This window comes from Pseudomonas sp. LBUM1655 (assembly GCF_059716085.1).
The window spans coordinates 2,972,282-2,998,596 of the sequence record NZ_CP166801.1 but is presented as its reverse complement, the minus strand read 5'-3'; the positions used below and the strand labels follow the sequence as shown (position 1 = coordinate 2,998,596).

The following is a 26,315-nucleotide window of genomic DNA, read 5'->3' as shown; positions in this document are numbered from 1 at the left end:
TTTTCCACGATGCCGTTACGGACCCAAGAGAACTGGCCCCACGGCGCGATCATGCAGGACGCCGAACACACACAATTTGCGCTGTGGGCGCCGGATGCGTTTTACGTCAGCGTGGAGTTGGAGGACGGACAGTCACTGCCGATGCTACCGCAGGCCGATGGTTGGTTTGTGATCAAGACCCGTTGCCCGGCGGGCACGCGTTACCGCTACAACATCGATGGCGAACTTGAGGTGCCCGACCCAGCCTCCAGAGCACAGGACGGCGACCTCGACCGCCGCAGCGTGGTAGTCGATCCGCTGGCCTATCAGTGGCGACACACCGAATGGCGCGGTCGGCCGTGGAGCGAAGCGGTGATCTACGAGCTGCACGTCGGTGCGCTTGGCGGATTTGCCGAGGTCGAACAGCACTTGCAACGCTTGGTTGAGCTGGGTGTCACCGCCATCGAACTGATGCCGCTGGCGCAGTTCCCGGGTGATCGAAACTGGGGTTACGACGGCGTCCTCCCGTACGCGCCGCAAGCGTCCTACGGCACACCGGAACAACTCAAGCACCTGATCGACAGCGCTCACGGCCACGGTCTGGCGGTGATTCTCGATGTGGTCTACAACCACTTCGGCCCCGATGGCAATTACCTGCACCGTTACGCCAAAGGCTTCTTTCGCGAGGACAAACATACCCCGTGGGGCGTGGCGATCGATTTTCGACGTACCGAGGTGCGCGAGTTTTTCATCGAAAACGCATTGATGTGGCTGCTCGAATACCGCTTCGACGGCCTGCGCCTGGACGCGGTGCACGCCATCGAAGATCCGGACTTTCTCAGTGACATGGCCCAGCGCATCCGCCAGCAGATCGACCCGACCCGTCATGTCTGGCTGACCGTGGAAAACGAGCTCAATCAATCGAGCCTGCTGGAGAATGATTACGACGCGCAGTGGAACGACGACGGCCATAACGCTTTACATGTGTTGCTGACCGGCGAAACCGATGCCTATTACGCCGACTATGCCCTGCAACCCACCGAACAATTGGTGCGTTGCCTGAGTCAGGGCTTCGTGTTTCAGGGCCACATCACCCGCCATGGCGAACCCCGGGGCGAACCGAGTGAACACCTGCCTTCGACCGCGTTTGTCCTGTTCCTGCAGAACCACGATCAGATTGGCAACCGCGCCTTTGGCGAGCGCCTGCATCAACTGGCCGATCCCCGCGCGGTGCAGGCAGCAACCGTGCTGTTGCTGCTGTCACCGATGATCCCGATGATGTTCATGGGCGACGAGTTTGCCGCCGAGCAGCCGTTCCAGTTCTTCACCAGCCATCACGGCGAACTGGCGGAGTTGGTACGCGAAGGCCGGCGCAATGAATTCGCTGCGTTCGGTGCCTTCAACGATCCGCACAAACGCGAGCAGATTCCCGATCCTAACGCCGAACAAACTTTCCATGCCTCACAGCCACGGCTGATTGGTAACGGCACGCCACTGCAACAGCAAACCCTCGCGCTGTACCGGCAACTCCTGCAATTGCGCCATAAACACATCATCCCCCACCTGTCTGGTACTCAGGCGCTGGGAGCGCAAATGCTCGGCCATGGCGCCGTCAGCGCACGTTGGCGCCTTGGCGATGGCAGTGAGCTGCGAATCGACCTGAACCTCAGTGATACGGCGGTGGTCAACCCTCCACGGACCGGCGCAGTGTGGCTTTTTCAAAAGCCACCTGCCGTCGAACTGTCGGATGAGGGCCTGCTGCCCCCGTATTGCGCGCTTGTCAGCCTCACGGCCGCAACCCCTTTGCAACCTTTGGATGGAGAGCGCCTATGAGCGATGCGCAACTGGAAATACTTGCAAGCAGAGCCGGCCTTGCCGTCGACTGGATCGACGCCAACGGCCGCCCGCAAAAAGTCGCCCCGGCGGTGTTGCGCAATGTCTTGATCGGCCTTGGCCACCCTGCCAGCACCTCCCAGGAAATCGACGCCAGCCTGCTTGAACTGCAACAGGTCCAGCAAGACCGTCACCTGCCGCCGCTGCTGACCAGTGATGTCGGCGTCGGGGTTGATCTGGCGCGTTATTTCAAACCTGAAACCCCGTGTGAGATCCACCTTGAAGACGGTTCGCGTATGAACCTGAAACTCGATTCCGAGTCGGTACTGCCCGGCCTGATCCCGGTCGGCTATCAACAGGTTCACATTGACGATCAATACTTCACACTTGCCGTGGCGCCTGAGCGCTGCTTCAGCGTCGGCGACGCGGTCGACAATCCGATCCCGCGCGCCTGGGGTCTCAGCGTGCAGCTATATGGCCTGCGTCGCCCCGGCGATGGTGGCTTCGGCGACACCCAGGCACTGGAAGAACTGGCGCGGGTGGCCGGTGAACGCGGTGCCGACGCACTGGCGATCAGCCCGCTGCACGCGATGTTCAGCGCCGACACCGGGCGCTACAGTCCATATTCGCCATCCAGCCGTTTGTTTCTCAATTCCCTGTATGCCGCACCCGGCGCAATTCTCGGTGAACGGGCTTTGCGCGATGCGATCGACAGCGCTGGTCTGGCCGAGCAGTTTGCGAAACTGGAAGACCTGAAACTGATCGACTGGCCCGCCGCTGCCGAGGCCAAGCTCAAACTGCTGCAAGCCCTGTACGACGGATTCACTGCGGGCGATCACCCGTTGCACCCGGACTTCGCCAGTTTTCGTCATGCCGGTGGCGAGGCACTGGAAAACCACTGCCGCTTCGAAGCCATCCAGGAAATGCGCGCCGCACGGGGCGAAAGCCTCGACTGGCGCGAATGGCCAGAACATTGGCACGACCCGCGCGGCGCCGCCCTCGAAGCGTTTGCCGAAGAATATGCCGAGCGCATCGGTTACTTTGCGTTCTGCCAATGGCTGATCCACCGATGCCTGGAGCGTGCGCAAACCGCCGCGCGCAGCGCCGGCATGGGCATCGGCCTGATCGCCGACCTTGCCGTGGGTGCCGATGGCGCTGGCAGCCAGGCGTGGAGCTTTCAGGACGAACTGCTCGCCTCGCTCACCGTTGGTGCGCCGCCGGACATCCTTAATCGCTCCGGTCAGGGCTGGGGGATTTCCGCGTTTTCCCCCGAAGGCCTGATCCGCAACGGCTTTCGTGCCTTCATCGAAATGCTGCGCGCGAACTTCGCCCACGCGGGCGGTTTGCGCATCGACCATGTCATGGGCCTGCAACGCCTGTGGGTGATTCCCAACGGCGCGGCACCGGCCGACGGTGCCTACCTCTATTACCCGGTGGACGATCTGTTGCGCTTGCTGACGCTTGAATCCCATCGTCATCAAGCGATTGTGCTCGGCGAAGACCTCGGCACCGTGCCCGACGGTCTCCAGGAAAAACTCATCGCCCGCTCCATGCTCGGCATGCGCGTGCTGTTGTTCGAACAGGACAACACCCGTTTCAAACCGATTCTCGACTGGCCGGATAACGCATTGGCGACCACCAGCACTCACGATCTGCCGACGCTAAACGGCTGGTGGCATGGCCGCGACATCGACTGGAATTCGCGACTGGGTTTTGTCGATGCCAACGGCGAAATCGAATGGCGCCGGCATCGTCAACGGGAGCGTGAAGGCCTGCGCGGAGCGTTGAGCCAAGACCCGCAGAACTTTCGCGAAGAATCCCACGAGGCCGATCAGGTGGTGGACGCCAGCGTGCGTTTCCTCGGACATACTCGCGCGCCGCTGGTGTTGCTACCGCTGGAAGACGCGCTGGGCATCGACGAACAAGCCAATCTGCCAGGCACGATCGATACGCATCCGAACTGGTCGCGGCGCCTGCCCGGCGCCAGCGAAGCTTTGCTCGACGGTGCGGATGCAGCGCGGCGTCTTGAACTATTGGCGTGCGCACGCCTTCAGGCAGCCGAGCGTGACCAATGAATCAGGCGCTCATCCAGCCATTGCGCGCCACCCTGCGCCTGCAATTTCACAAAGGCTTCACCCTTGAACAAGCGGTGCCACTGGTTCCGTATTTCGCCCGTCTGGGCATCAGCCACATCTACGCCTCACCACTGCTCGCGGCGCGGGCAGGTTCGATGCACGGCTACGACGTGGTTGATCCGACTCAGGTCAACCCGGAACTCGGCGGCGAACCCGCGCTACGGAACCTGGTCAGCGCCCTGCGCGAACACAACATGGGCCTGATCCTCGACATCGTCTCCAACCACATGGCGGTTGGCGGCAGTGACAATCCATGGTGGTTGGATCTGCTGGAATGGGGACGCCTGAGCCCCTACGGTGAGTTCTTCGACATTCAGTGGCACTCGCCGGACCCGTTGATGGAAGGCCAGTTGCTGCTGCCGTTTCTCGGCAGCGATTACGGTGTCGCGTTGCAGGAAGGCACGCTTAGACTGCATTTCAATGCGCAGAACGGCAGCTTCCACGTCGAGCATTACGATCACCGCTTCCCGATCTGCCCGAACGATTACGGCGAATTGCTCAAACCCGAAGATGCGCTGAAATCGCTCGCCGATCATTTCAGTGCCCTCAGCTATCAGACCAACGCCCATTCACTGGCCGGCCCGCTCAAGGAAGAACTGCGGCAACTGGCCAGAGATCCGCAGATCCTTGAAGCCATCCAGCGCAATCTGGAGCATTACGACTCAACTACTGAGGAAGGCTTCCACAAGCTCCATCAGTTGCTGGAGCGCCAGAGCTATCGCCTCGCCAGTTGGCGCACGGCGGCTGACGACATCAACTGGCGGCGTTTCTTCGACATCAATGAGTTGGGTGGTTTGCGCGTCGAACGTCCGGCGGTGTTCGAAGCGACCCACGGCAAAATCTTTCAGTTGATCGCCGAAGGGTTGGTCGACGGTTTGCGCATCGACCATATCGACGGCCTCGCCGATCCGCGCGGTTACTGCCGCAAACTGCGTCGGCGTGTTGACCTGTTGGCGCCGGGACGGCATCTACCGATCTACATTGAGAAAATCCTCGGCGCTGGCGAAACCCCGCGCCGCGACTGGGCGGTGGACGGCACCACCGGTTACGAGTTCATGAATCAGCTGTCGTTGCTGCAACACGATCCGGACGGCGAATTCGTACTCGGTGACTTGTGGCAGCGCCGCACCGAACGCCCCGCAGCGTTTATCGAAGAAGCTCAGCTGGCGCGTCAGCAGATCCTCAATGGCTCGCTGGCCAGCGATTGCGAAAGCGTTGCCCAAGCGCTGCTGCAAGTGGCCCGCGATGACCTGATGACCCGCGACCTGACCCTCGGCGCAATTCGCCGCGTACTACAGGCGTTGATCGTGCATTTCCCGGTGTATCGCACCTACATCAGCGCGATGGGTCGCTCGGCGCAGGATGACGTGTTTTTCCAGCAGGCCATGGACGGTGCGCGGCAGACTCTCGGCGAAGGCGACTGGCCAGTGCTCGATTGCGTTGCAGCGTGGCTCGGCGGCACCCCATGGCGACAAAAGCCACGCGGACGCTCGCGCAAAATCCTCAAACATGCCTGCGTACGCTTCCAGCAATTGACTTCGCCGGCGGCCGCCAAAGCCGTGGAAGACACCGCGCTGTATCGTTCGGCCGTGCTGCTGTCGCGCAATGACGTCGGCTACAACACCGAGCAGTTCAGCGCGCCGGTCAGCGATTTCCACGAGATCAATCTGCAGCGCCTGGCTCAATTCCCCGACAACCTGCTGGCCACTGCCACCCACGACCACAAACGCGGCGAAGACACCCGCGCGCGCCTCGCGGTACTCAGCGAGCGCAGCCACTGGTACGCCGAACAGATCGAACTGTGGCGCGCCCTCGCCCGCCCTGTGCGCGTTGACGAGCAAATGCCGTCGACCGGTGATGAGCTGATTCTCTATCAGGCGCTGCTCGGCAGTTGGCCGCTGGATTTGCATGACGGCGATCAGGCAGGTTTTGCCGACTACGCCAAACGCATCTGGCAATGGCAACAGAAAGCCCTGCGTGAAGCCAAGCTGCAAAGCAGTTGGAGCGCGCCGAACGAAGCCTATGAAAACGCCGCGCAGGCATTCACCGAAAAACTCCTCACCGGTGAAGAAGGTGGACTGCTGCGCGCGGCGTTGAGCAAAACGGTCAACAGCATTGCCGCAGCCGGCGCGCTCAACGGCTTGGCGCAAACCTTGCTGCGCATGACGGTGCCGGGGGTGCCGGATTTGTATCAAGGCAACGAGTTCTGGGACTTCAGCCTGGTCGATCCGGACAACCGCCGGCCGGTGGACTACCCCGCTCGCGAGCAGGCTTTGGCGGCGCAGGCGCCGACCACGGAGCTGCTGTCGAACTGGCGTGACGGTCACATCAAGCAAGCCTTGATCGCCCAAGTGCTGAACCTGCGCGCTGAACACGCCGAGCTGTTCCGGCGTGGCACGTACCAGCCGCTGGAGGTGCTGGGCAGCCAGGCGCATAACGTGCTCGCGTTTGCTCGCGAGCATGAAGGTCAGCAAGCCATCGTGATCGTGCCGATTCGCTGCGCGACATTGCTGGAAAACAGTGCCGTCCCGCAAATCGATGCGCTGCGCTGGGGCGATACGCGGGTGGTTTTACCGTTCGCCGCCTCTGACAAAAATCTGAAGGGACTTTTTGCAACCACAGCAGTCACAAAAAGCAGGGAGCTGAATGTCAGCGACGCGCTGGGGGATGTCCCGGTCAATCTCTTTATCCAACACTTAACGTAAGCATGAGTTCAGTTCAGGAGCATTGCGATGAGCACCGACGATAAACGCATCCGCGAATTCGCCTATCAGATCTGGGAATCCGAAGGTAAGCCCGAGGGCCACGAAGAACGCCATTGGGAGATGGCGCGCAAACTGGCCGAGGCCGAAGCACTGGCACCGAAGAAATCACCGAAGGCTGCCGGCAGCAAAACAGCAGGCAAAACCGCCGAGGTGAAGGCGCCAGCCGCCAAGCCCAAAGCCCCGGCCAAAGCCAAGCCTGCGAGCGCCGCCAAAGTCGTGCCACCGGGCGAAAAAGCCGTCGAGAAAAAGCCCAAGGTGCCACGCAAGCCCCCGGCGAACTGACGCCCCCCCCGATTATTGAACTGAATGACTGTGTGGCGGGCTTGCTCGCCACAGAGGGCCAACTCGCCCTGAAAAAACACACTACCGCCATGCTGGTGAAAACTTATGTGGTGAGGGGATTTATCCCCGATGGGTCGCGAAGCGGCCCCAGAACAACCAATGCGGAACATCTGACACCCCGCATTCAATGATTTTGCGACTGCTGCGCAGCCGATCTGGGATAAATCCCCTCACCACAAAAGCTTCCCCCCACTGGTCAGGTATCAACCGAACTACCCCGATTTTTGCAGGAGCAATCATGACCCGTCCAAAAAAAGCCGAGCCCGCACAGCACGCCGAGCCCTCGAGAATTCGTGAGGGGCTGCCCTTCCCGCTCGGTGCGACCTGGGATGGCTTGGGGGTGAACTTTGCCCTGTTTTCCGCCAACGCCACCAAGGTCGAACTGTGCATCTTCGACGATGCCGGTGAAGTCGAGCTCGAACGAATCGAACTGCCCGAATACACCGATGAGATCTACCACGGCTACTTGCCCGACGCCCATCCGGGGCTGATCTATGGCTACCGCGTCTACGGCCCGTATGACCCGGCCAACGGCCACCGCTTCAACCACAACAAATTGCTTATCGACCCCTACGCCAAACAACTGGTCGGCCAACTCAAGTGGTCCGAAGCCTTGTTCGGCTACACCATCGGCCACCCCGACGCCGACCTCAGTTTCGATGAACGCGACAGCGCTCCCTTCGTGCCCAAATGCAAAGTCATCGACCCGGCGCATACCTGGGGCAACGACCAGCGCGTCAGCGTGCCGTGGGACAAAACCATCATCTATGAGACTCATGTGCGCGGCATCAGCATGCGCCACCCCTCTGTGCCGGAAAACGTGCGCGGCACCTTCGCCGGTTTGATGAATGACGATGTGCTCAAGCACATTCGCAGCGTCGGGGTTTCATCGGTCGAGTTGCTGCCGATCCACGCTTTCGTCAACGACCAGCACCTGCTGCACAAGGGCATGACCAACTACTGGGGCTACAACAGCATTGCGTTTTTCGCCCCGGACCCGCGCTACCTGGCCAGCGGCAAGATCGCCGAGTTCAAGGAGATGGTCGCGCACCTGCACGAAGCCAATCTCGAAGTGATCCTCGACGTGGTCTACAACCACACTGCCGAGGGCAACGAGCAAGGCCCGACCCTGTCGATGCGCGGCATCGACAACGCCTCGTACTACCGGCTGATGCCGGACGACAAGCGCTTCTACATCAACGATTCCGGCACCGGCAACACGTTGGATCTGAGTCACCCGTGCGTACTGCAAATGGTCACTGACTCGTTGCGTTACTGGGCCAGCGAAATGCATGTCGACGGCTTCCGCTTCGACCTGGCGACTATCCTCGGCCGCTATCACGACGGTTTCGATGAGCGGCACAGCTTCCTCGTTGCCTGCCGTCAGGACCCGGTTTTGCGTCAGGTGAAAATGATCGCCGAACCGTGGGATTGCGGCCCCGGAGGCTATCAGGTCGGCAACTTCCCGCCGGGCTGGGTCGAGTGGAACGACAAATTCCGCGACACCGTGCGCGCGTTCTGGAAGGGTGACGACGCCCAGGTCGCCGACTTTGCCAGCCGCATGACCGCGTCCGGCGAGATGTTCAACCAGCGCGGCCGGCGGCCGTATTCATCGGTGAACTTCATCACTGCCCACGACGGCTTCACCCTCAACGATCTGGTGTCGTACAACGACAAGCACAACGAAGCCAACGACGAGAACAATCAGGACGGCAGCAATAACAACCTGTCCTGGAACCATGGCGTTGAAGGTCCGACCGACGATCCCGAAATCAACGCCCTGCGCCATCGGCAGATGCGCAACTTCTTCGCCACGCTGCTGTTGGCCCAAGGCACGCCGATGATTGTCGCCGGCGACGAATTCGCCCGCACGCAGGATGGCAACAACAATGCCTACTGCCAGGACAGCGAGATCGGCTGGGTCAACTGGGATCTGAGCGAGGACGGCAAGGCCCTGCTCAAATTCGTCAAACGCCTGATCAAGCTGCGTCTGGCTTATCCGATCCTGCGTCGTGGGCGCTTTCTGGTCGGCGAGTACAACGAGGATATCGGCGTCAAGGACGTGACCTGGCTCGCCCCGGACGGCACCGAGATGACCACCGAGCATTGGCATGACGCGCACAACCGTTGCCTGGGCATGTTGCTCGACGGCCGCGCGCAGGAAACCGGGATTCTGCGCAAGGGTGCCGACGCGACCCTGCTGCTGGTGGTCAACGCCCACCACGACATCGTCAACTTCACCTTGCCGGAAGTCCCGGAAGGCAGTTTCTGGACCTGCATGGTCGACACCAATCAGCCGGCGATCCGAGGCCAGGAGCGCTTCGACTTCGGTCACGAGTACTCGGTCACCGGGCGTTCGCTGCTGCTGTTTGAACTGCAACGTGAAGAAGAAGACTGATATGGACTTGCAGAACTATCTGGCCCGCCGCCCACCGGACTATGCCGACACGTTAGCCCTCGGTGGATGCTTGCGGGCCATGGTTGAAGCCGGACTGGATCGTTTACCGCTGCCGGGCAGCGGTCACACGCTGGAGCGTTTTCGGCATCTGGCGAATGTCGGCGGGCATGATCTGGGGTTATGCAAACTCTATGAAGGCCATACCGACGCGCTGGCAATCATCGAGCAATTGGGTGGTTCGCCAACGCCCGGCAGCACGTGGGGCATGTGGGCGGCCGAACCGCCGCAAGCGCGGGTGCAAGTGCGTCCCGCCGGGCATATGGTCACGCTCAATGGACGAAAAGCCTGGTGTTCCGGCGCTGCCGTGCTGAGCCATGCGCTGCTCACCGCGTGGGATGCCGATGATCAGCAACAATTGGTCGCCGTCGCACTGGATCAACCGGGCGTGACCGTTACCGATCAAGGCTGGCAAGCGGTGGGCATGGGCGCCACCGGCAGCGTCGAAGTGCTGTTCGACGGCGCCGAAGCGCAGGCCATCGGCAACCCCGGTGATTACCTGCAACGTCCAGGCTTCTGGCAAGGCGGGATCGGCATCGCAGCGTGCTGGTATGGCGCTGCGCGGCAAATCGGTGAATACCTGCGCAAGCAATGTTCTCATCGATACGAGCCGCATGCCCTCGCCCATCTTGGCGCGGTCGACAGCGCGTTGCAGGCGGCCGCCGATGTGCTGCGCTTCAGCGCCTTGCACATCGACGCAAATCCCGAGGACAGCGCCGAACTGCTGGCCCGACGCGCCCGCGCCGTGGTGGAACAATCCGCCGAGCAAGTCATCCGTGAGGTCGGACGTGCCTTGGGGGCCGGGCCCTATTGCAAGGATCGGCATTTCGCCCGACTGATCGCCGATCTGCCGGTGTTTCTGCGTCAAAGCCACGCCGAACGCGACCTCGCCGGCCTCGGCCAACTGGTTGCCGCTCAACCCGAAGAGACATGGACGCTATGAATGCGGTCAAGAAAGATAATCCGATCGTCGGCCAAGGCACGTCCCTGCACCAATGGCAGGGTTCGCGGCAACTGGCGCAATTGGACAGCCTTGATATTCAAAGTCTGGTTCCGCCGGGCGCAAGAGCAGTAATCATCGCGCCACACCCGGACGATGAAGTGCTCGGTTGCGGCGGATTGCTGCAATTGCTCGCCGCTGCCGGCCGCCCGCTGCAATTGATCTCGGTCACCGACGGCTGTGCCAGCCACCCCGGCTCCGAACGCTGGTCAGTGGAGCGCCTGAGCGTGATCCGTCCGCAGGAATCCGCCGAAGCGCTACGGCGCCTCGGCCTGCCCATGCATCGAGTGAAATGGCTGCGTGGCGGTTTCACTGACACGCAAGTAGCGGCGCAAGAAGCTGAGCTGAGCGACTTCATCGAGCGGCATCTTCGCCCCGATGATGTCATTTTTACCACTTGGCGCGAGGACGGCCATTGCGACCATGAAGCCGTCGGTCGCGCCAGTGCCGAAGCGGCGCGCAGAGTCGGCGCAACCTGCCATGAGCTACCCGTGTGGACATGGCACTGGGCAACGCCTGAAGACGCGTTGGTACCGTGGCAACGAGCACGCAAAATTCTGCTGTCGCCTGAGCAAGTGGCGCGCAAACGCCACGCAGTAAACGCCTTCGCCAGCCAGCTGGAAGGCGACGCGGCCGCCGGACTCGCCCCGGTGCTGGCGCCGTACGTGCTCGATCGCCTGCTGCAACCGTTTGAAGTGGTGTTTCTATGAGCGTCGAGGATCGTTACTTCGAAGGCCTGTTCGCCGGCAACGATGATCCGTGGGCGTTCCGCCAGCGCTGGTATGAGCAACGCAAACGCGCAATTACCCTCGCCGCTTTGCCGCGTCCGCATTACCGGTCGATTTTCGAGCCGGGCTGCGCCAATGGCGAGTTGAGTGCCGAACTGGCCGGTCGCTGTGATCGGCTCCTGTGCTGTGACACCGCGAGCGCTGCGGTGAGTCTGGCGACCACGCGATTGAGCCTGTTTGATCACACCGAAGTACGCCAAAGTCGTTTGCCCGGCGACTGGCCGGAGGAAAAATTCGACCTGATTGTATTTAGCGAGATCGGCTACTACCTCGACAGTAAAGATCTGACAGAAGTGATCCGCCGGATCAGTGATTCCCTGACCGCCGACGGCCAACTGCTGGCCTGCCACTGGCGACCACCCATCGACGGCTGCCCGCTAAATGCACGGCAGGTTCACGACTTGATCCACGAACAATTGCACTTGCCGCGCCTGGTGCTGCATCAGGAGGCCGACTTTATTCTTGAAGTATGGAGTCGCGAACCGCGCTCGGTGGCATCGTTGGAGGGCTTGCGATGATTGGCATTTTGATCCCGGCGCACAACGAGGAAGATCTGCTCGACGAATGCCTGAACGCCGCGCTAAGGGCCAGCCGGCACGGTTTGCTCGCTGGCGAACGGGTTGAAGTGCTGGTGGTGCTCGACAGTTGCACTGATCGCTCGGCGCAGATCGTCAGCGGCTATCCGGTGCAGAGCCTGCATATTGATGCACGCAATGTCGGCCAAGCCCGAGCCGCTGGCGCACAGCTGTTGCTTGAGCGCGGGGCGCGCTGGATCTCCTGCTCCGACGCCGACAGTCGCGTCGCCGATGACTGGCTGGTGGCGCAGCTCGGGTTGGGGGCGGACGCGGTATGCGGTACGGTCACTGTCGAGCGCTGGCATGAATCGTTCGATCAAGCGGCACAAATTCGCTATCACCGGCACTATCGAGCCTGCGAGGGCCACCGGCATATCCACGGCGCCAATCTGGGCGTCAGCGCCGATGCCTATCGTTGGGCTGGAGGCTTTAAACCGCTGGCTCGCGACGAAGATGTGCAACTGGTGCGGGCGCTGGAACTGGCCGGCGCGAACATCGCCTGGAGCCATCGCCCGCAAGTTCACACCAGCGCCCGTTTCGACAGCCGCGCGCGTGGCGGATTTGGCGACTACTTGCGAAATCTGGCACAGATGACACAAAAAAAAGCGGATCAGATTGATCTGTGACGCGACGAACCACGCTTCATGAGCAATACTCTGCTGCGCGGCAATCCAGGGTTCGGAGCACCGCACGGCAATCAACCAGCCTTCACGGGTCGGCCACCGCAGATGTTTCTGGCTGTGGGCACGATTGAGGGCGAGACAACACAAGGACGTCGTACCCATGAAACCGTTATCGCTCATCGAAAACAGCCCGTCGGCGCAAATCTGGAACAGCGCCGCGCAACTCGACAATATTCCCGTGATCAACACCCGCAGTCTGGTGCCGCCCGGCGCCCGCGCCGTGGTGATCGCCCCGCATCCCGGGGATGAAGTGGTGACCTGCGGCGGCCTGCTGCAATTACTCTCAAGTCTCGGTCATCCGCTGCAATTGCTCTCGATCACCGACGGCAGTGCCAGCCACCCCGGCTCGCGGCAATGGTCGGAAAAACGCCTGAGCGTATTTCGCCCGCAGGAAAGCGTCGAAGCCCTGCGGCGCCTCGGCTTGCCGATGCACAGCCTGAAATGGGTGCGCGGCGGTTTCACCGACAACGCCTTGAGCGACCAGCATGTTCAACTGACCGAGTTCATCGGCCGCTACTTGCGGCCAGGTGACGTGGTGTTCAGCACTTGGCGCGGCGATGGCAATGACGATCATGAGGCCGTTGGTTGCGCTGCCGCCGAAGCCGCCGAACTGGCCGGGGCGACCTTCCACGATGTGCCGGTCTGGGCGTGGCACTGGCCTGAGCGCGATCAAAAACTGATCCCCTGGGAGCGTGCACGCAAACTGCGCCTCGACACCTGGACCGTCGCGCGCAAGAGCCACGCCACCCACGCCTACGCCAGCCAGCTCAAGGGCGAACCGGCAATCGGCATCGCCCCGATGCTGCCACCGGTGATTCTGGAGCGGATGCGTTTGCCTTACGAAATTGTTTTCGTCTGAGCAAAGCCTGTGCGTTCACATCAATGACCACTCGTCGCCACCTGTCAGATCTGACAGGTGCGCAAATCCCCAAATAGCGCTCTGATAGCTCCTGCCCTTTCTCTCTGCGCAGGAGCTGTATCCATGACCACCTCCCCTCCACCGGATAATACCGTCCTCGCCCTCTACCCACCTAAGGCTCCTGAAGCCACAGCCGAGGTGATCGGCGCCGACTATGGTGTGCCCAAACATGTCTATGACCTCAGACCCATGGGCCTGACAATCGAAGTCGATCCGCCGGCGTCGGGTACGGTTGATGCCGGCGATGTCATCCGACTCGTACTGAACGGCGCCAGCACCGAGGCCACAAAAACCATCCCGGATGGCGGAGAGAACAACATTCAAACGTTGTATCTGCCCATAGGCCTGCTGCTGACAGACCGTGTCAATGAACTCGTTTACACCATCACCCGCGGCAGTCAAAACAAGGGGACTTCGACGCCGGCGCTGACATTGCTGTACAACAGCATCCGTCCCGGCATCGAGGATCGCACCCCCGGTGATGGTGCCCACTCCGAACTGGAACTGATCCTGCCGCAGGATGTGCTTGAAGACGGCATCGATGCCGACCGGGCGAAACTGGGTGTGCAGGTGTGTTTTTCCTATCCCTACTGCCGCGCTCATGACGTGATCCGGCTGAACTGCAACGGCAAGGATGTTTCTCGCACCGTCACCGCTGCCGAAGCGCCGACCATTCCTTCGGCCGAGCCAACTACGATTTGCGTCATGGTCGACGAGGCCGTGTTCGTAAGCGCCGGTGACAGCCCACGATTCGTGTTTTCCTACACCGTCACCGATCAGCTCGGCAACGGGCCGGACACCGACTCGCCCTACTCGGGCGCGGTGGAGGTCGATGTGCATCTCAAGGAAACCCGCCTGGCCGCGCCCGATCTGGCCGAAGATCCGGACGATCCCAACGATGACCCGACGACCATCGACCTTGCAAAACTCGGTAGCAAAGACTTGACCGTGCTGGTGTACACCTTCGCGCCACAGTGGCAAGTCAACGACAAAATCCGCGTGAGCTACACAGCGAAAGGCCCCGGCGATGGGGAGGTGTTGCACACGGTGGAGGCGGACGTCGGGCGGATTCCGTTCACCTACAAACTGCTGGTGCCCAATGCCAAGGTCATCGCGGGCAGTGTGGTGCGGGCGAAATATGAGCAGACCAGAAATGGAGGTGTGTTCGCTACCTCCAAAACCGCCACCGCTGATGTCACTGGCGGAGGAACTATTGTCTTGTTGCCGCCGACGCTGGTAAGTCCGGCGGTGAACCCGATTGATCCACTGGCTTACCCAAACGGGGTGACAGTACGGATTGAATACCTCAGCGCACTGGGCGGCGACCGGGGCCGGTTGGTTGAAGTCAATCCACGGGAGGGTTCGCCGCAGTTTCCGCTGGTGAACTTCAACGAAAACAAGCGCATCAACGTTGTCCTGCCTCCGGCTTTTTTAGCAGCTCGGCATGGGAAGGAGATTGCGCTGCGGTGGAATTTGAATCGCAATGGCGGGCAGGCTGAAAAATCGCCGGTGTCAGAGTTTGAGGTGAAGAAGATTGAGGATGGAGATAAGCGTTTGCCCCAACCTCTGATTGCCGGAAAAACAGGAGTAGAACTTGATGTGTCCGAACTCAAGGAAACCGACAAGCTGACCGTAGCGCCCTGGATTGGGCAACAGCCAAAACAACGGGTCTGGTTGAAATGCAGCGGTATTAATTATCAGGGTCAACCAACGGAAACGGACATTTTTACTGGAGAGCCAAACCCCTATGATTCAGGGTTCGAAGCAACAGTCCCCAAAGAGTGGCTTGACACCCTTAATCATGGAACAGCGTTGCTGATTGAGTTCAAATCAAATCTTTCTGACTCTGAAGCGCCAACAACCTTTCCGAAACGCACCTACCAAGTCAAAGATGACATTCCACTTTTTGAAAATTTTGATGCGCTTGAGAAACAGTCGCTGACTTCAGTGACCACCCAAACAATGACAATTACAAACATCGCTGGAAATTGCAGCATCGTAGAGATAATAAGTTCCGAGCCAGCACTCCCTAACGTATTTGCCGGCAGGATGATATCTACCGGGAACAACAAATCAATTATTAGATTCGATCTGGGAAGAACGTACTCCCAGGTTTCTTTTTGGTGCGCTCTCATGGACAAAACCAGTGAAGCCAGAAGTTATGATAAAAATGGAAAGCCCCTTCAAACATTAATAATTTCGCCTCCCAGGAACGCAAAAAAATACACATTCACAAACAAGGAAATACGAAGAGTCGAAATTGACAACCTGGAAACAGGCGACGGCTTCGTGATCGATCACTTCGAATTTATGCGCTAGTAGATAAGGCTGGACGGGGACGGACCACGGTTGCACCCTTGCAGTCGCGCGATCTTGCCCATCTCATACCCGCCTCGCAACGCAGGACGCTGCTGGGCATTGCGCAACTGATCATGCTCGGGGAGCTGGCAGTGAATCGGGTGCTGGATAATCTGGAGTTGCCGAACTAGCCCGCTGCCCCCAGGCCTGAAGATCGTTCCCACGCTCTGCGTGGGAATGCCTGAACGGACGCTCCGCGTTCGGCTTTGGAGGGGACGCTGAGCGTCCCGGGCTGCATTCCCACGCGGAGCGTGGGAACGATCAAACTAAAAACGGAGAATCGGGACGGCGGTTTATTTGGTTTCAGCTGTTTGAGATCTATCAGAGACAACCCACATTTACTTCGCACTGATGACCACTCGTCGCCACCTGTCAGATCTGACAGGTGTCTAATTCATCGTTTAGCGCTCTGATAGCTCCTGCCCGTTCCCTCTGCGCAGGAGCTTCGCCCATGACCACCTCAACCCCACCAGACAACACCATTCTTGTGCTCCGCCCACCCCGAGTAATTGAAGCCACTACCCCGGTAGTCGGCGCCATTTATGGTGTGCCCAAACATGTCTATGACCTCAAACCCATGGGCCTGACAATCGCAGTCGATCCGCCGGCGTCGGGTACGGTTGATGCCGGCGATGTCATCCGACTCGTGCTAAACGGCGCCAGCACCGAGGCCACAAAAACCATCCCGGATGGCGGAGAGAACAACATTCAAACGTTGTATCTGCCCATAGGCCTGCTGCTGACAGACCTTGTCAATGAACTCGTTTACACCATCACCCGCGGCAGTCTGAACAAGGGGACTTCGACGCCGGCGCTGACATTGCTGTACAACCGCATCCGTCCCGGCCTCAAAGATCGCTTGACCGATCCCGGTGGTCACTCCGAACTCAAATTGCTGCTGCCCGACGCCATCAAGAACGGCGTCGCCCCGGACTTCGTCAGCGCAGAGGTGTGTGTGGCGTACCCCTACTGCCGGGCTTACGACCGCATCAGCCTCAAATGCAACGGCGAACTGATGACGGCCGATGTCAATCCGAATCAGGCGCCGCAACCACCGGATCATGGCTCCGAAGTGCCGATCACCATCTGCTTCACCGTGGATCGCGCTTACCTGGACAAGGCGAAACGGCTGGATCACAAACTGAATTTTTCCTACACCGTCATCGACCAGCTCGGTAACGGCCCGGACACCGATGCACCGTGGTCGCCGGCGCAGACCGTGGATGAGGATCTGGATGGTGTCCTGCTGCCGATGCCGATTCTGCTGGAACGCAAAGAGGACTATCCCGGGGATGATGCGAGCATCATCGATCTGGAAAAACTCGCCGGTAATCCGTTACTGATGGTTGTGATAACGACGGACAACCGTTTTGTGGCCGGAGACGATGTCCTTGCCACCTACACCGCGAAAAATACAGGCCAACCCGCCGACGTGGTAGTGACTGTCCCCGGCAAAGTTGAAGCGGATCCTTTCGGTTCCAAGAAAACCTTGTTCCTTGAAATGGCCAACGACAAGGTCTTCGCTGGCAGTAGCGTGACGGTGACCTACGAACTGCGCCGCCCCAACGGTGATCTGGTGGGTAACTCAAAACCCGCGAAGGCCACGGTGACAGGCACAACACCGATCGATCTGCAGCCGCCGTTTCTGGTGGCACCGGCAGTCAGTCCGATTGACGTGCTGACGTATCCGAACGGGGTAACGATGCGCATCGAGTACCTGAGCGCATTGCCAGGGGACAAGGCGCAGCTGGTCGAAGTCGATCCGTCGGCGGGTTCGGAGCCGTTTCCGTTGGTGGCGTTCAACAGCAACAAGCGAGTGAACACGGTGTTGAGCACGGCGTTTCTGGCGGCGCGGCATGGCAAGGTGATAGAACTGCGCTGGAACTTGAATAGCAATGGCACTCCGGCGGGGCAATCGGACTCGGTCATGGTGAGCGTGCTGAAGATTGCGGATGGCGATTCGCGTTTCCCCAAACCGGTGATTGCAGGAGAAACGGGGCAAGAGCTTGATGTATCGAAACTCAAAGATACCGATAAGCTGACCGTGCCACAGTGGATCGGGCAAACACCAAAACAACTGATCTGGTTGACGTGCAGCGGAATCAATTATCAAGGGCAACCAAAGGAAACGATAATTTTTAATGGGGATTTAAATCCTTCGGACTCAGGACTCGAGATAACAGCCCCAAAAAAATGGCTTGAAACGCTGATGAACGGGACACAGATACTTATTACATTCAAAGCAAATTTTTCCGATCCAGAAGCGCCTACCGCGTTCCCGACAAATACCTACCAAATCAGAGGAAATATCCCGCTAGTAGAAGACTTTGAAGAACTGGAACTACAGGCAGTCACTTCAATAACTACGCAAACAATGACAATTACAAAAATTTATGGAAACTGTCATATCCTAGATGCAAGTCAAGCGCTCCCGCTTCCTGGTTTATTTGATCGCAGGACGATTAGTATAGGGAACGAAAATTCAACTATTAGATTTGATCTAAAAAGGCCCTATCCACAGGTTTCTTTCTGGTGCGCAGGCGTTGATCGTAATTGTGCAGCCAGAAGTTATGATAACAATGGAAATCTCCTTGACACACTAACTATTTCACCACCACGAGACGCAAAAAAATACACATTTACAGCTGAAGGAATACAAAGAATTGAAATTGACAATCTAGGGACAGACGACGCTTTCTGGATCGATCACTTCGAATTTACGCTTTAGAACCGCAATATAAAATGACATGTAAAGAAGGAAGAAAAGGGGACGCATTTATTTACCAGTCCCAACCATGAAAGCCGCACGCCTATTAAAATGGGAGCGCGGCTTTTCGTTTAGCTCAGTTCGCAGCAATCGCTTGAGCAGATCACCTCCCCTTACGAATCCTTCGATTCGAAAAAACTGCACGAAGTCGCCAGCCGCGCCCTCGATCACTACCTCTGCCCACTCGGCTCCACGCCGCCATCACGTAAAACCCGCAGGATTTACGCAGTTACAGACCTATCAGGAACAACCCACATTTACTTCGCACTGACGACCACTCGTCGCCACCTGTCAGATCTGACAGGTGTCTAATTCATCGTTTAGCGCTCTGATAGCTCCTGCCCGTTCCCTCTGCGCAGGAGCTTCGCCCATGACCACCTCAACCCCACCAGACAACACCATTCTTGTGCTCCGCCCACCCCGAGTACCTGAAGCCACTACCCCGGTAGTCGGCGCCATTTATGGTGTGCCCAAACATGTCTATGACCTCAAACCCATGGGCCTGACAATCGCAGTCGATCCGCCGGCGTCGGGTACGGTTGATGCCGGCGATGTCATCCGACTCGTGCTGAACGGCGCCAGCACCGAGGCCACAAAAACCATCCCGGATGGCGGAGAGAACAACATTCAAACGTTGTATCTGCCCATAGGCCTGCTGCTGACAGATCGTGTCAACGAACTCGTTTACACCATCACCCGCGGCAGTCATAACCAGGGGACTTCGACGCCGGCGCTGACATTGCTGTACAACCGCATCCGTCCTGGCCTCAAAGATCGCTTGACCGATCCCGGTGGTCACTCCGAACTCAAATTGCTGCTGCCCGACGCCATCAAGAACGGCGTCGCCCCGGACTTCGTCAGCGCAGAGGTGTGTGTGGCGTACCCCTACTGCCGGGCTTACGACCGCATCAGCCTCAAATGCAACGGCGAACTGATGACGGCCGATGTCAATCCGAATCAGGCGCCGCAACCACCGGATCATGGCTCCGAAGTGCCGATCACCATCTGCTTCACCGTGGATCGCGCTTACCTGGACAAGGCGAAACGGCTGGATCACAAACTGAATTTTTCCTACACCGTCATCGACCAGCTCGGTAACGGCCCGGACACCGATGCACCGTGGTCGCCGGCGCAGACCGTGGATGAGGATCTGGACGGTGTCCTGCTGCCCATGCCGATTCTGCTGGAACGGCTGGAAGATTTTCCGGGTGATGATGCGAGCATCATCGATCTGGAAAAGCTCGCCGGTAATCCGTTGCTGATGGTTGTGATAACGGCGGACAGCCGTTTTGTGGCCGGTGACGATGTCCTTGCCACCTACACCGCGAAAAATACAGGCCAACCCGCCGACGTGGTAGTGACTGTCCCCGGCAAAGTTGAAGCGGATCCTTTCGGTTCCAAGAAAACCTTGTTCCTTGAAATGGCCAACGACAAGGTCTTCGCTGGCAGTAGCGTGACGGTGACCTACGAACTGCGCCGCCCCAACGGTGATCTGGTGGGTAACTCAAAACCTGCGAAGGCCACGGTGACGGGTGCGGCCCCGATTAAATTGTTGAAGCCAAAAATCAAGCAAGCCCCCAACGATACAAGCCTCGAGCCGCTCGCTGCCAAGGACGCCCTGACGGCCGTGATTCCAGCCTACCCCAACATGATCGGCACGCAGGTCACCGTGACCTGGAGCGGCACCGCCGGTTCGGGCAGCCAGACCGTCGGCCCCATCAATGTGAGCACGCAAGGGGATCTGAACATCCCTCTGGACAACGCAGTCGTGGCGTTCAACCTTGGTAAAACGGTGACGGTGACCTACATCGTGACCGGCAATAGCACACCATCGGATCCGCTGGATCTGAGTGTGCTGCCGATTGCCGATGAAAACCCCGCCATGGGCATACCGTTAATCACCCAGGCGGCCAACAATGGTGCCGGCCCCGAGTTCGACGTAAGCAAGCTGACCACTGCCGCAACCGTGCGAGTGAACCGTTGGCCACTGATTGCGCTGGCCCAGTACGTCTGGCTGCGCCTGACAGGCACCAAAAAGGATGGCAACAACTACGACGAAACGTTTTGGCAACCACCGGGCTCGCAAACCAACACTACCTGGATCAGCCAAGGCTATTGGGAGCGCTTGATCCCCCTCGCCACCTTGCAGAATCTGAAAGACGGTAGCGAACTGACACTGGAGTTCAAAGCCGGACTTGGCGGAAGTCAGGACGTTGGTCTGGCGCTAATCTTCAAGAAACGCATTTATACCGTCAAGGCCGTTGAGGATGTGAAGCCTGAGATCACAATGATCACCGGCTCGCCGAGTGGAGACGAGATTCAACCGGACGGCATCACTGTCGAAACGGCAGTGATCCTGACGGGCACTGCCGCCAAGGACCAGGATGTGAAAATCCTCGACGGCGACACACCCAAGGCCGAAGCCACGGCCGACCGCGTCACTGGCGTCTGGACTAAACTGATCACGGGGTTGAATGTGGGCGCCCACAGCTTTATCGCCAAGGCGTTGTATGGCTCGGAGATGATATCTAACCAGCGAATCGTCAATGTGAGAGCAAAGCTATCGATCACTTGGGATTTCAATGATCGCACTCTTCAGGGTTGGATTCCCCAAGGTAGATATGCATATCTAGACAACCTTTACAATGAGAACGGTTTGGTTCGCGCAAACACCAATTACGGAGGCGATCATAGAGGCATTGTCATAGCAATCCCCCTCTCGGTCGTAGCGGGAAAGGTTTACGACTTCGGTTATTCAGCTGCGACTATTACAGATACCAACAATCCGGCAATTCTTTGTTTGACCATTGACTCCGTATTTATTGGAGGACAGATCAATGTAGGAAATCGGGTTGGCGTCTGGATAACCGGTACAGGTCTCTATACGGCACCCTCCACCAAGGTTGTGAGTTTCGGCGTCTTCAACTTTGTGAGCAATGGCGGTGGTAACGACTTCTGGATTGATAACATCTGGGTACGTGAGCGGTAGAAACAGCCTCCAGCCCCTGGATGTGCACCTGCTCGCGAAAGCGGTGTGTCAGCCACTGATGATGGTGACTGACACGACGCCTTCGCGAGCAAGCTCGCTCCCACAAGGGACTGAGGCAATTTCGGACGATTTGTGACGGTTGACGGGTTTGCCCTCACTCCCTATCCTCGCCTCCGTCACGACTCATTCGTGATCGGGTTTGACGGCTCGGAATGTCCAAGACGCACATTGCTCTCCAATGTGCGCGTGCACTTGTGTGCCCGACGCACTGTTCAATGGTGACTGTGTGCGGGGCATCTTCGGGTGCGCCGGGTGTCTTGGACCGGTCCGTCAACCTGCACACAGTTGCCACCTATTCGTTTGACGGCGATGAAGTGGCAGTTCTCTGACTTCCAAGAGGCTGCGCCCATGACCGATCCAACCACAATCTCCACCCCCTTCGCCCGCTGCGACCACGTCGCCCACCACCTCTTCGCCGTACAACCCGGCATCCCTTTACTCGACGCCCTCGAACACGCCGCCGTCTACCTCAGCTGCGCCGAAGCCCTCGCCCATCAAGCCCCTACCGCCACCCGCCCGGAACACAGCGGTTCGTTGAACTGGGCCTGTCAGCAGATGCTCGGCAGCGCACGTGCGTTAGTGCAGGCGTCGATTGATGGTTTGCACGCTGCACGCGCCGGAGGTGAAGCATGAATTCGCACATCTCGATGACCCACAACGAAGACAGCATTCCCGTCCTGCTCGTTTCCACCCAAGCGCCGCTGGATGTGTTGCACACCAGTGCGGCCAGTCGTTTTCTGGCGGTGACGCAGATGATGGAAAGCCTGGCCAGCCTGGATATCTCGTCAGCCAAGGGTGCCGATGTGCAGCAATTGGCCCACGCGGCGGCGATGTTGCTGCGCGATGGCTGTGATGTGATGGATGTGCTGGGGCGGCAGATTCGATTGCGCGTCTGATGTAGGAGCTGCCGAAGGGCGCGATCTTTTGATCCTGAACAACAAGATCAAATGATCGCAGCCTCGTTTCACTCGACAGCTCCTACACTCGTTGGCTGTGTTGATTCAGAAGGAACCGCCACCCCCACCCGTCAGTCGCATGAATACGCACTCAGGATTCAGAGGAGTAACCGTGTCCAGCGATCCCAAGCGTCACGCCGTCGACGCACCCGTCATCCATCGCCTGCGCGTGCTGACGGTTAATACCCACAAGGGCTTCACCGCGCTCAACCGGCGCTTCATTCTCCCGGAGCTGCGCGAGGCGGTGCGCAGTACCTCGGCCGATCTGGTGTTTTTGCAGGAAGTGGTGGGTGAGCACGAGCGGCATTCGAACCGCTACAACGAATGGCCGCAAACTTCACAATATGAATTTCTCGCCGACAGCATGTGGAGCGATTTCGCCTACGGGCGCAACGCGGTGTATCCCGATGGCCACCACGGCAATGCATTACTGTCGAAATACCCGATTCGCGAATACCGCAATCTCGACGTGTCGATCACCGGCCCCGAGCGCCGTGGCTTGTTGCACTGCGTGCTGGACGTGCCGGGACATGCCGAAGTCCATGCGATCTGCGTGCATTTGAGTCTGCTGGAAAGCCATCGCCAATTGCAGTTGCAACTGCTTTGTCAGTTGCTTGAGTCACTGCCCGACGATGCCCCAGTGATTATTGCCGGCGATTTCAATGACTGGCAGCTTCAGGGCAACGCTGCCCTCGCCCGTCGCGACTATTTGCACGAAGCCTTCGAACGTCATCACGGGCGTCCGGCCAAAACGTATCCGGCACGGTTTCCATTGTTGCGTCTGGACCGAATCTACCTGCGCAACGCCAGCAGTCATGACCCGCAGATTCTCGGCAACAAGCCGTGGACGCACCTGTCGGATCACCTGCCGCTGGCGGTTGAGGTGCATCTTTGACACTGCTTGCACTAAGACCGTCTGTCAGAAGTCTTTGATCATCGCGAAAAAACAACTACACCTTAAAAAGCTGAAGGATTGGCACTTTCAAAACGTTAGGGTACAGATCTCACGTAGTTCATTAGCTTCAGAGGCTTATAGATCAAGCACCCATTCAAGGATGAATTCCCCAATGGCTAAATCAGGGAATTGCCGTGATGCGATCTATCAGATCTCTGAGAGTTTTGCCGCACACCTTTATTTTATCCGGCTCCCTGGTGCTGCTCGCCAGTCCACCGGCCTGGTCGGCGTGTGTGTTGACGCCCGGCGCAGGGAACGATGCCTACACTTGTGACAGTGGCAGTAGCGGCCCGTTGACCGACCTCTCCGGTAACAACAGCCTGACCCTCCCCGCCAATGGCAGCGGCCAGATCAACGGCAGCGTGACCTTTGGTGCGGGCACTGACCGGGTCGAAATCAACTCTGGCGTCATCACTGGCGCCGTCAACCAAGGCGAGGGCATCGATGACTTCGTCATGACGGGCGGCTCACTGGGATTTCTTGCTCAGGGTGACGGTCGCGACACGTTCCTGATGACCGGCGGCACCATCGTTGCAGCCTTCGAGGACGGCGATGTCGCGCGCATGACCGGCGGCACCATCGGCCGGGTCGACATGAAGCTCGACAACAATATTTTCGACCTGTCCGGCGGGCAGATCATCGGCAATCTGGTCACCGGATTCGGCACCGATACCATCATCGTTTCGGGTGGCCGGATTGGCGGCAACGTCAGTGTCAGCGGTGGCAACGACAGCATTACCGTGACCGGTGGGGAAATCGTCGGCGAGATCCGCGCCAGCGCCGGTGATGACCGCTTGCTATGGGACGGAAGCGGCATCATCCGCTCGGCGATCCTGATGGACGTCGGCAATGACAGCGCCACCCTGCGTAATCTCGATGACAGCATTCTCGCGCTCACGCCCAACGTTGATGGCGGCGTCGGCAACGATGTGCTGACCTTCGACAACACCCGCACCGCCCTGCCCGCGCGCTTCAGCAATTGGGAAACCGTCAACCTGAGCAACGGCTCGCAACTGGATCTTGGCTCAAGCAACCTTGTGCTGGGTGATGCCGGAACGGGCAGCGGCGTGCTGAATGTCGATGCCAGCAGCGTCGTGCTGTCCACGCAAGGCTCTGTGTCTCCCGCCGTGGCCGGGCAAGCGGTGACGTTCAACAACGCAGGTGTCATTGACCTGACTCGCGGCAACAGCCGCACCGACGACACGCTCACCGTACAAGGCAACTACGTCGGCAACAGTGGTCAGTTGTTATTGCAAAGTGTGGTCGCAGGCGACGACTCGCCCAGCGACAAACTGGTGGTCAATAACGGCAGCCTGAGTGGCGGGACAGTGATCAGCGTCACCAATCTTGGCGGGTTGGGCGCGCTGACTCAGGTCAACGGTATTCAACTGGTGCAGGCGCAAGGCAGCACGGTCAGCGCCGATAACGCCTTTACCCTGAACGGCCCGGTTTCCGCCGGGGCCTACGACTACTACCTGTTCAAGGGCGGCGTGACTGCCGGTACGGAAAACAGCTGGTACTTGCGCTCGGCCATTGTCGCGCCACAAGTGGTGAGTGTGCCTAACCCTGATCCGAGCTTGCCGCCGATTCTGGTGCCTGTGGTTGCCACGCCGATCGCGGCCGTGGCTCCGGCTGGCAGTCCGCCGTTGCCGGTTTTGCCCGCCGCCGTGGCGGGTGCCGCGCCGATTCCTCTGTACCGCCCGGAAGTTCCGACCTGGTCGGTGCTGCCACCCGCCGCCGCGCAACTGACCCTCAACGCGCTGGGTACTTTCCATGATCGTCAGGGAGACCAGCGCTTGCTCAACGAAACCGGCGCGTTCGGTGCAGGTTGGGGCCGGGTCTATGGCAAGAACCTCGAACAGACCTGGGCCGGCACCGTCACCCCGCGTCTGGATGGGTCGCTCAATGGCTTTCAAGTCGGCACCGACCTGTACGGCTCGCAGACCTCCGGCGGCCAGACCCAACGCATCGGTTTCTTCGTCGGCCATAGCCGTTTGCAAGGAGACGTCGATGGTTTCAATGAAGGTTTCGAGGGCAACAGCGCCGGCAAAATCAAATTTGAAGGCGACAGCTACGGCCTGTACTGGACGTTGACCGATCCCTATGGCTGGTACATCGATACCGTGGTCATGGGCACACGCTTCGATGGCGACAACCATTCTGATCGAGGCGTAAAACTGGACAATCGCGGGCATGCGCTGACCGTGTCGGCAGAGACTGGCTACCCGTTGCCAATCAACGATACCTGGGTGGTCGAACCGCAAGCACAGGTCATTCACCAGAAAATATCCCTCGACAGTCAGGACGACGGCATTTCGCGTGTGTCGTTCGACTCCGACGGTGCGTGGACCGGCCGGCTCGGCGCGCGGATCAAGGGTCGATATGAAGTCAGCGGCTTACCGGTAGAACCCTACCTGCGGGCTAATCTGTGGCACACGTTTTCCGGCACCGACTCGGTAACCTTTGGCGACAGCGATGTGACCAGCACTGAACAGAAGTCCTCAACGGCGGATCTCGGACTGGGTGTGGTAGTCACCCTTGACCGCGCCGTCAGCGTTTACGCCAGCACCGATTACAGCCGCAATATTGACAGCAATGACCTGCGCGGTGTGACGGGGAACCTGGGAATCCGGATTAGCTGGTAGACCTTCCGTCGGTAATAAAACACCTCTGGCGCGGGGCTTTCATGGCGTTTTTCCATACAAACAAACACTTAGTTATGTACAGAAAAACAAACGCTTGCGAATCCCGATTTA

Annotated in this window: 17 protein-coding genes and 2 pseudogenes; all 19 read left to right on the top strand. The window is 59.1% G+C overall.

The annotated features are described in order from the left end of the window. Positions 1-9: 9 nt before the first annotated feature. Positions 10-1,812 carry a malto-oligosyltrehalose trehalohydrolase gene (gene treZ, locus ACA074_RS13395; protein WP_489879829.1) on the top strand — a complete coding sequence of 601 codons (1,803 nt, stop codon included), beginning with the start codon at positions 10-12 and terminating at the stop codon, positions 1,810-1,812. Next, on the top strand, positions 1,809-3,887 hold the full coding sequence (gene malQ, locus ACA074_RS13390) for a 4-alpha-glucanotransferase (RefSeq protein ID WP_497679232.1): 2,079 nt from the start codon (positions 1,809-1,811) through the stop codon (positions 3,885-3,887). Before treZ ends, malQ begins: the two co-directional genes overlap by 4 nt. After that, positions 3,884-6,652, top strand: a complete 2,769-nt coding sequence (locus tag ACA074_RS13385) for a malto-oligosyltrehalose synthase (RefSeq protein WP_497679231.1) — start codon at positions 3,884-3,886, stop codon at positions 6,650-6,652. Before malQ ends, ACA074_RS13385 begins: the two co-directional genes overlap by 4 nt. A gap of 27 nt (positions 6,653-6,679) precedes the next feature. Then, positions 6,680-6,994, top strand: a complete 315-nt coding sequence (locus tag ACA074_RS13380) for a DUF2934 domain-containing protein (protein WP_187678319.1) — start codon at positions 6,680-6,682, stop codon at positions 6,992-6,994. Between the two features lie 298 nt (positions 6,995-7,292). Continuing rightward, positions 7,293-9,452 (top strand): glycogen debranching protein GlgX, encoded by a 2,160-nt coding sequence (gene glgX / locus ACA074_RS13375; RefSeq protein ID WP_187678318.1) that lies wholly within the window; start codon positions 7,293-7,295, stop codon positions 9,450-9,452. A 1-nt stretch (position 9,453) separates the two neighbouring features. After that, complete coding sequence (locus tag ACA074_RS13370; protein WP_497679327.1) at positions 9,454-10,452, top strand: acyl-CoA dehydrogenase family protein; 999 nt, start codon at positions 9,454-9,456, stop codon at positions 10,450-10,452. Next, positions 10,449-11,219: a PIG-L deacetylase family protein gene (locus tag ACA074_RS13365; RefSeq protein ID WP_497679326.1), complete on the top strand. Its 771-nt coding sequence runs from the start codon at positions 10,449-10,451 to the stop codon at positions 11,217-11,219. The genes ACA074_RS13370 and ACA074_RS13365 overlap by 4 nt, the downstream gene beginning before the upstream one ends. Next, a complete protein-coding gene (locus tag ACA074_RS13360; protein ID WP_489879826.1) occupies positions 11,216-11,815 on the top strand; it encodes an SAM-dependent methyltransferase in 600 nt (199 codons plus the stop codon). The genes ACA074_RS13365 and ACA074_RS13360 overlap by 4 nt, the downstream gene beginning before the upstream one ends. Continuing rightward, positions 11,812-12,498 carry a glycosyltransferase family 2 protein gene (locus ACA074_RS13355; RefSeq protein WP_497679230.1) on the top strand — a complete coding sequence of 229 codons (687 nt, stop codon included), beginning with the start codon at positions 11,812-11,814 and terminating at the stop codon, positions 12,496-12,498. The genes ACA074_RS13360 and ACA074_RS13355 overlap by 4 nt, the downstream gene beginning before the upstream one ends. Before the next feature lie 157 nt (positions 12,499-12,655). Next, complete coding sequence (locus tag ACA074_RS13350) at positions 12,656-13,414, top strand: PIG-L deacetylase family protein (protein ID WP_401267357.1); 759 nt, start codon at positions 12,656-12,658, stop codon at positions 13,412-13,414. A gap of 123 nt (positions 13,415-13,537) precedes the next feature. Then, on the top strand, positions 13,538-15,793 hold the full coding sequence (locus ACA074_RS13345; RefSeq protein WP_497679229.1) for a hypothetical protein: 2,256 nt from the start codon (positions 13,538-13,540) through the stop codon (positions 15,791-15,793). 44 nt (positions 15,794-15,837) lie between these two features. Further along, positions 15,838-15,963 (top strand): annotated as a pseudogene (locus ACA074_RS13340) (DUF6124 family protein); the annotation flags it as partial. A gap of 320 nt (positions 15,964-16,283) precedes the next feature. Beyond that, positions 16,284-18,560: a hypothetical protein gene (locus tag ACA074_RS13335; RefSeq protein WP_497679228.1), complete on the top strand. Its 2,277-nt coding sequence runs from the start codon at positions 16,284-16,286 to the stop codon at positions 18,558-18,560. Positions 18,561-18,701: 141 nt separating this feature from the next. Then, positions 18,702-18,833: pseudogene (locus ACA074_RS13330) on the top strand (DUF6124 family protein); the annotation flags it as partial. 136 nt (positions 18,834-18,969) lie between these two features. After that, the gene (locus ACA074_RS13325; protein WP_497679227.1) at positions 18,970-21,588 is read left to right on the top strand and encodes a hypothetical protein; all 2,619 of its coding nucleotides are present in this window, start codon (positions 18,970-18,972) and stop codon (positions 21,586-21,588) included. A 408-nt stretch (positions 21,589-21,996) separates the two neighbouring features. Next, complete coding sequence (locus ACA074_RS13320) at positions 21,997-22,281, top strand: DUF3077 domain-containing protein (protein WP_489879821.1); 285 nt, start codon at positions 21,997-21,999, stop codon at positions 22,279-22,281. After that, complete coding sequence (locus tag ACA074_RS13315; protein ID WP_401265068.1) at positions 22,278-22,544, top strand: short-chain dehydrogenase; 267 nt, start codon at positions 22,278-22,280, stop codon at positions 22,542-22,544. The genes ACA074_RS13320 and ACA074_RS13315 overlap by 4 nt, the downstream gene beginning before the upstream one ends. Positions 22,545-22,716: 172 nt before the next feature. Beyond that, complete coding sequence (locus tag ACA074_RS13310; protein ID WP_258674479.1) at positions 22,717-23,499, top strand: endonuclease/exonuclease/phosphatase family protein; 783 nt, start codon at positions 22,717-22,719, stop codon at positions 23,497-23,499. Between the two features lie 197 nt (positions 23,500-23,696). Further along, on the top strand, positions 23,697-26,204 hold the full coding sequence (locus ACA074_RS13305) for an autotransporter family protein (RefSeq protein ID WP_497679226.1): 2,508 nt from the start codon (positions 23,697-23,699) through the stop codon (positions 26,202-26,204). Positions 26,205-26,315: the final 111 nt, after the last annotated feature.

What these genes read in the sequence shown, in the direction of transcription:
- treZ (WP_489879829.1), top strand. Translation starts at nt 10, where the DNA reads ATGCCGTTACGGACCCAAGAGAACTGGCCCCACGGCGCGATCATGCAG.
- malQ (WP_497679232.1), top strand. Translation starts at nt 1,809, where the DNA reads ATGAGCGATGCGCAACTGGAAATACTTGCAAGCAGAGCCGGCCTTGCC.
- ACA074_RS13385 (WP_497679231.1), top strand. Translation starts at nt 3,884, where the DNA reads ATGAATCAGGCGCTCATCCAGCCATTGCGCGCCACCCTGCGCCTGCAA.
- ACA074_RS13380 (WP_187678319.1), top strand. Translation starts at nt 6,680, where the DNA reads ATGAGCACCGACGATAAACGCATCCGCGAATTCGCCTATCAGATCTGG.
- glgX (WP_187678318.1), top strand. Translation starts at nt 7,293, where the DNA reads ATGACCCGTCCAAAAAAAGCCGAGCCCGCACAGCACGCCGAGCCCTCG.
- ACA074_RS13370 (WP_497679327.1), top strand. Translation starts at nt 9,454, where the DNA reads ATGGACTTGCAGAACTATCTGGCCCGCCGCCCACCGGACTATGCCGAC.
- ACA074_RS13365 (WP_497679326.1), top strand. Translation starts at nt 10,449, where the DNA reads ATGAATGCGGTCAAGAAAGATAATCCGATCGTCGGCCAAGGCACGTCC.
- ACA074_RS13360 (WP_489879826.1), top strand. Translation starts at nt 11,216, where the DNA reads ATGAGCGTCGAGGATCGTTACTTCGAAGGCCTGTTCGCCGGCAACGAT.
- ACA074_RS13355 (WP_497679230.1), top strand. Translation starts at nt 11,812, where the DNA reads ATGATTGGCATTTTGATCCCGGCGCACAACGAGGAAGATCTGCTCGAC.
- ACA074_RS13350 (WP_401267357.1), top strand. Translation starts at nt 12,656, where the DNA reads ATGAAACCGTTATCGCTCATCGAAAACAGCCCGTCGGCGCAAATCTGG.
- ACA074_RS13345 (WP_497679229.1), top strand. Translation starts at nt 13,538, where the DNA reads ATGACCACCTCCCCTCCACCGGATAATACCGTCCTCGCCCTCTACCCA.
- ACA074_RS13335 (WP_497679228.1), top strand. Translation starts at nt 16,284, where the DNA reads ATGACCACCTCAACCCCACCAGACAACACCATTCTTGTGCTCCGCCCA.
- ACA074_RS13325 (WP_497679227.1), top strand. Translation starts at nt 18,970, where the DNA reads ATGACCACCTCAACCCCACCAGACAACACCATTCTTGTGCTCCGCCCA.
- ACA074_RS13320 (WP_489879821.1), top strand. Translation starts at nt 21,997, where the DNA reads ATGACCGATCCAACCACAATCTCCACCCCCTTCGCCCGCTGCGACCAC.
- ACA074_RS13315 (WP_401265068.1), top strand. Translation starts at nt 22,278, where the DNA reads ATGAATTCGCACATCTCGATGACCCACAACGAAGACAGCATTCCCGTC.
- ACA074_RS13305 (WP_497679226.1), top strand. Translation starts at nt 23,697, where the DNA reads ATGCGATCTATCAGATCTCTGAGAGTTTTGCCGCACACCTTTATTTTA.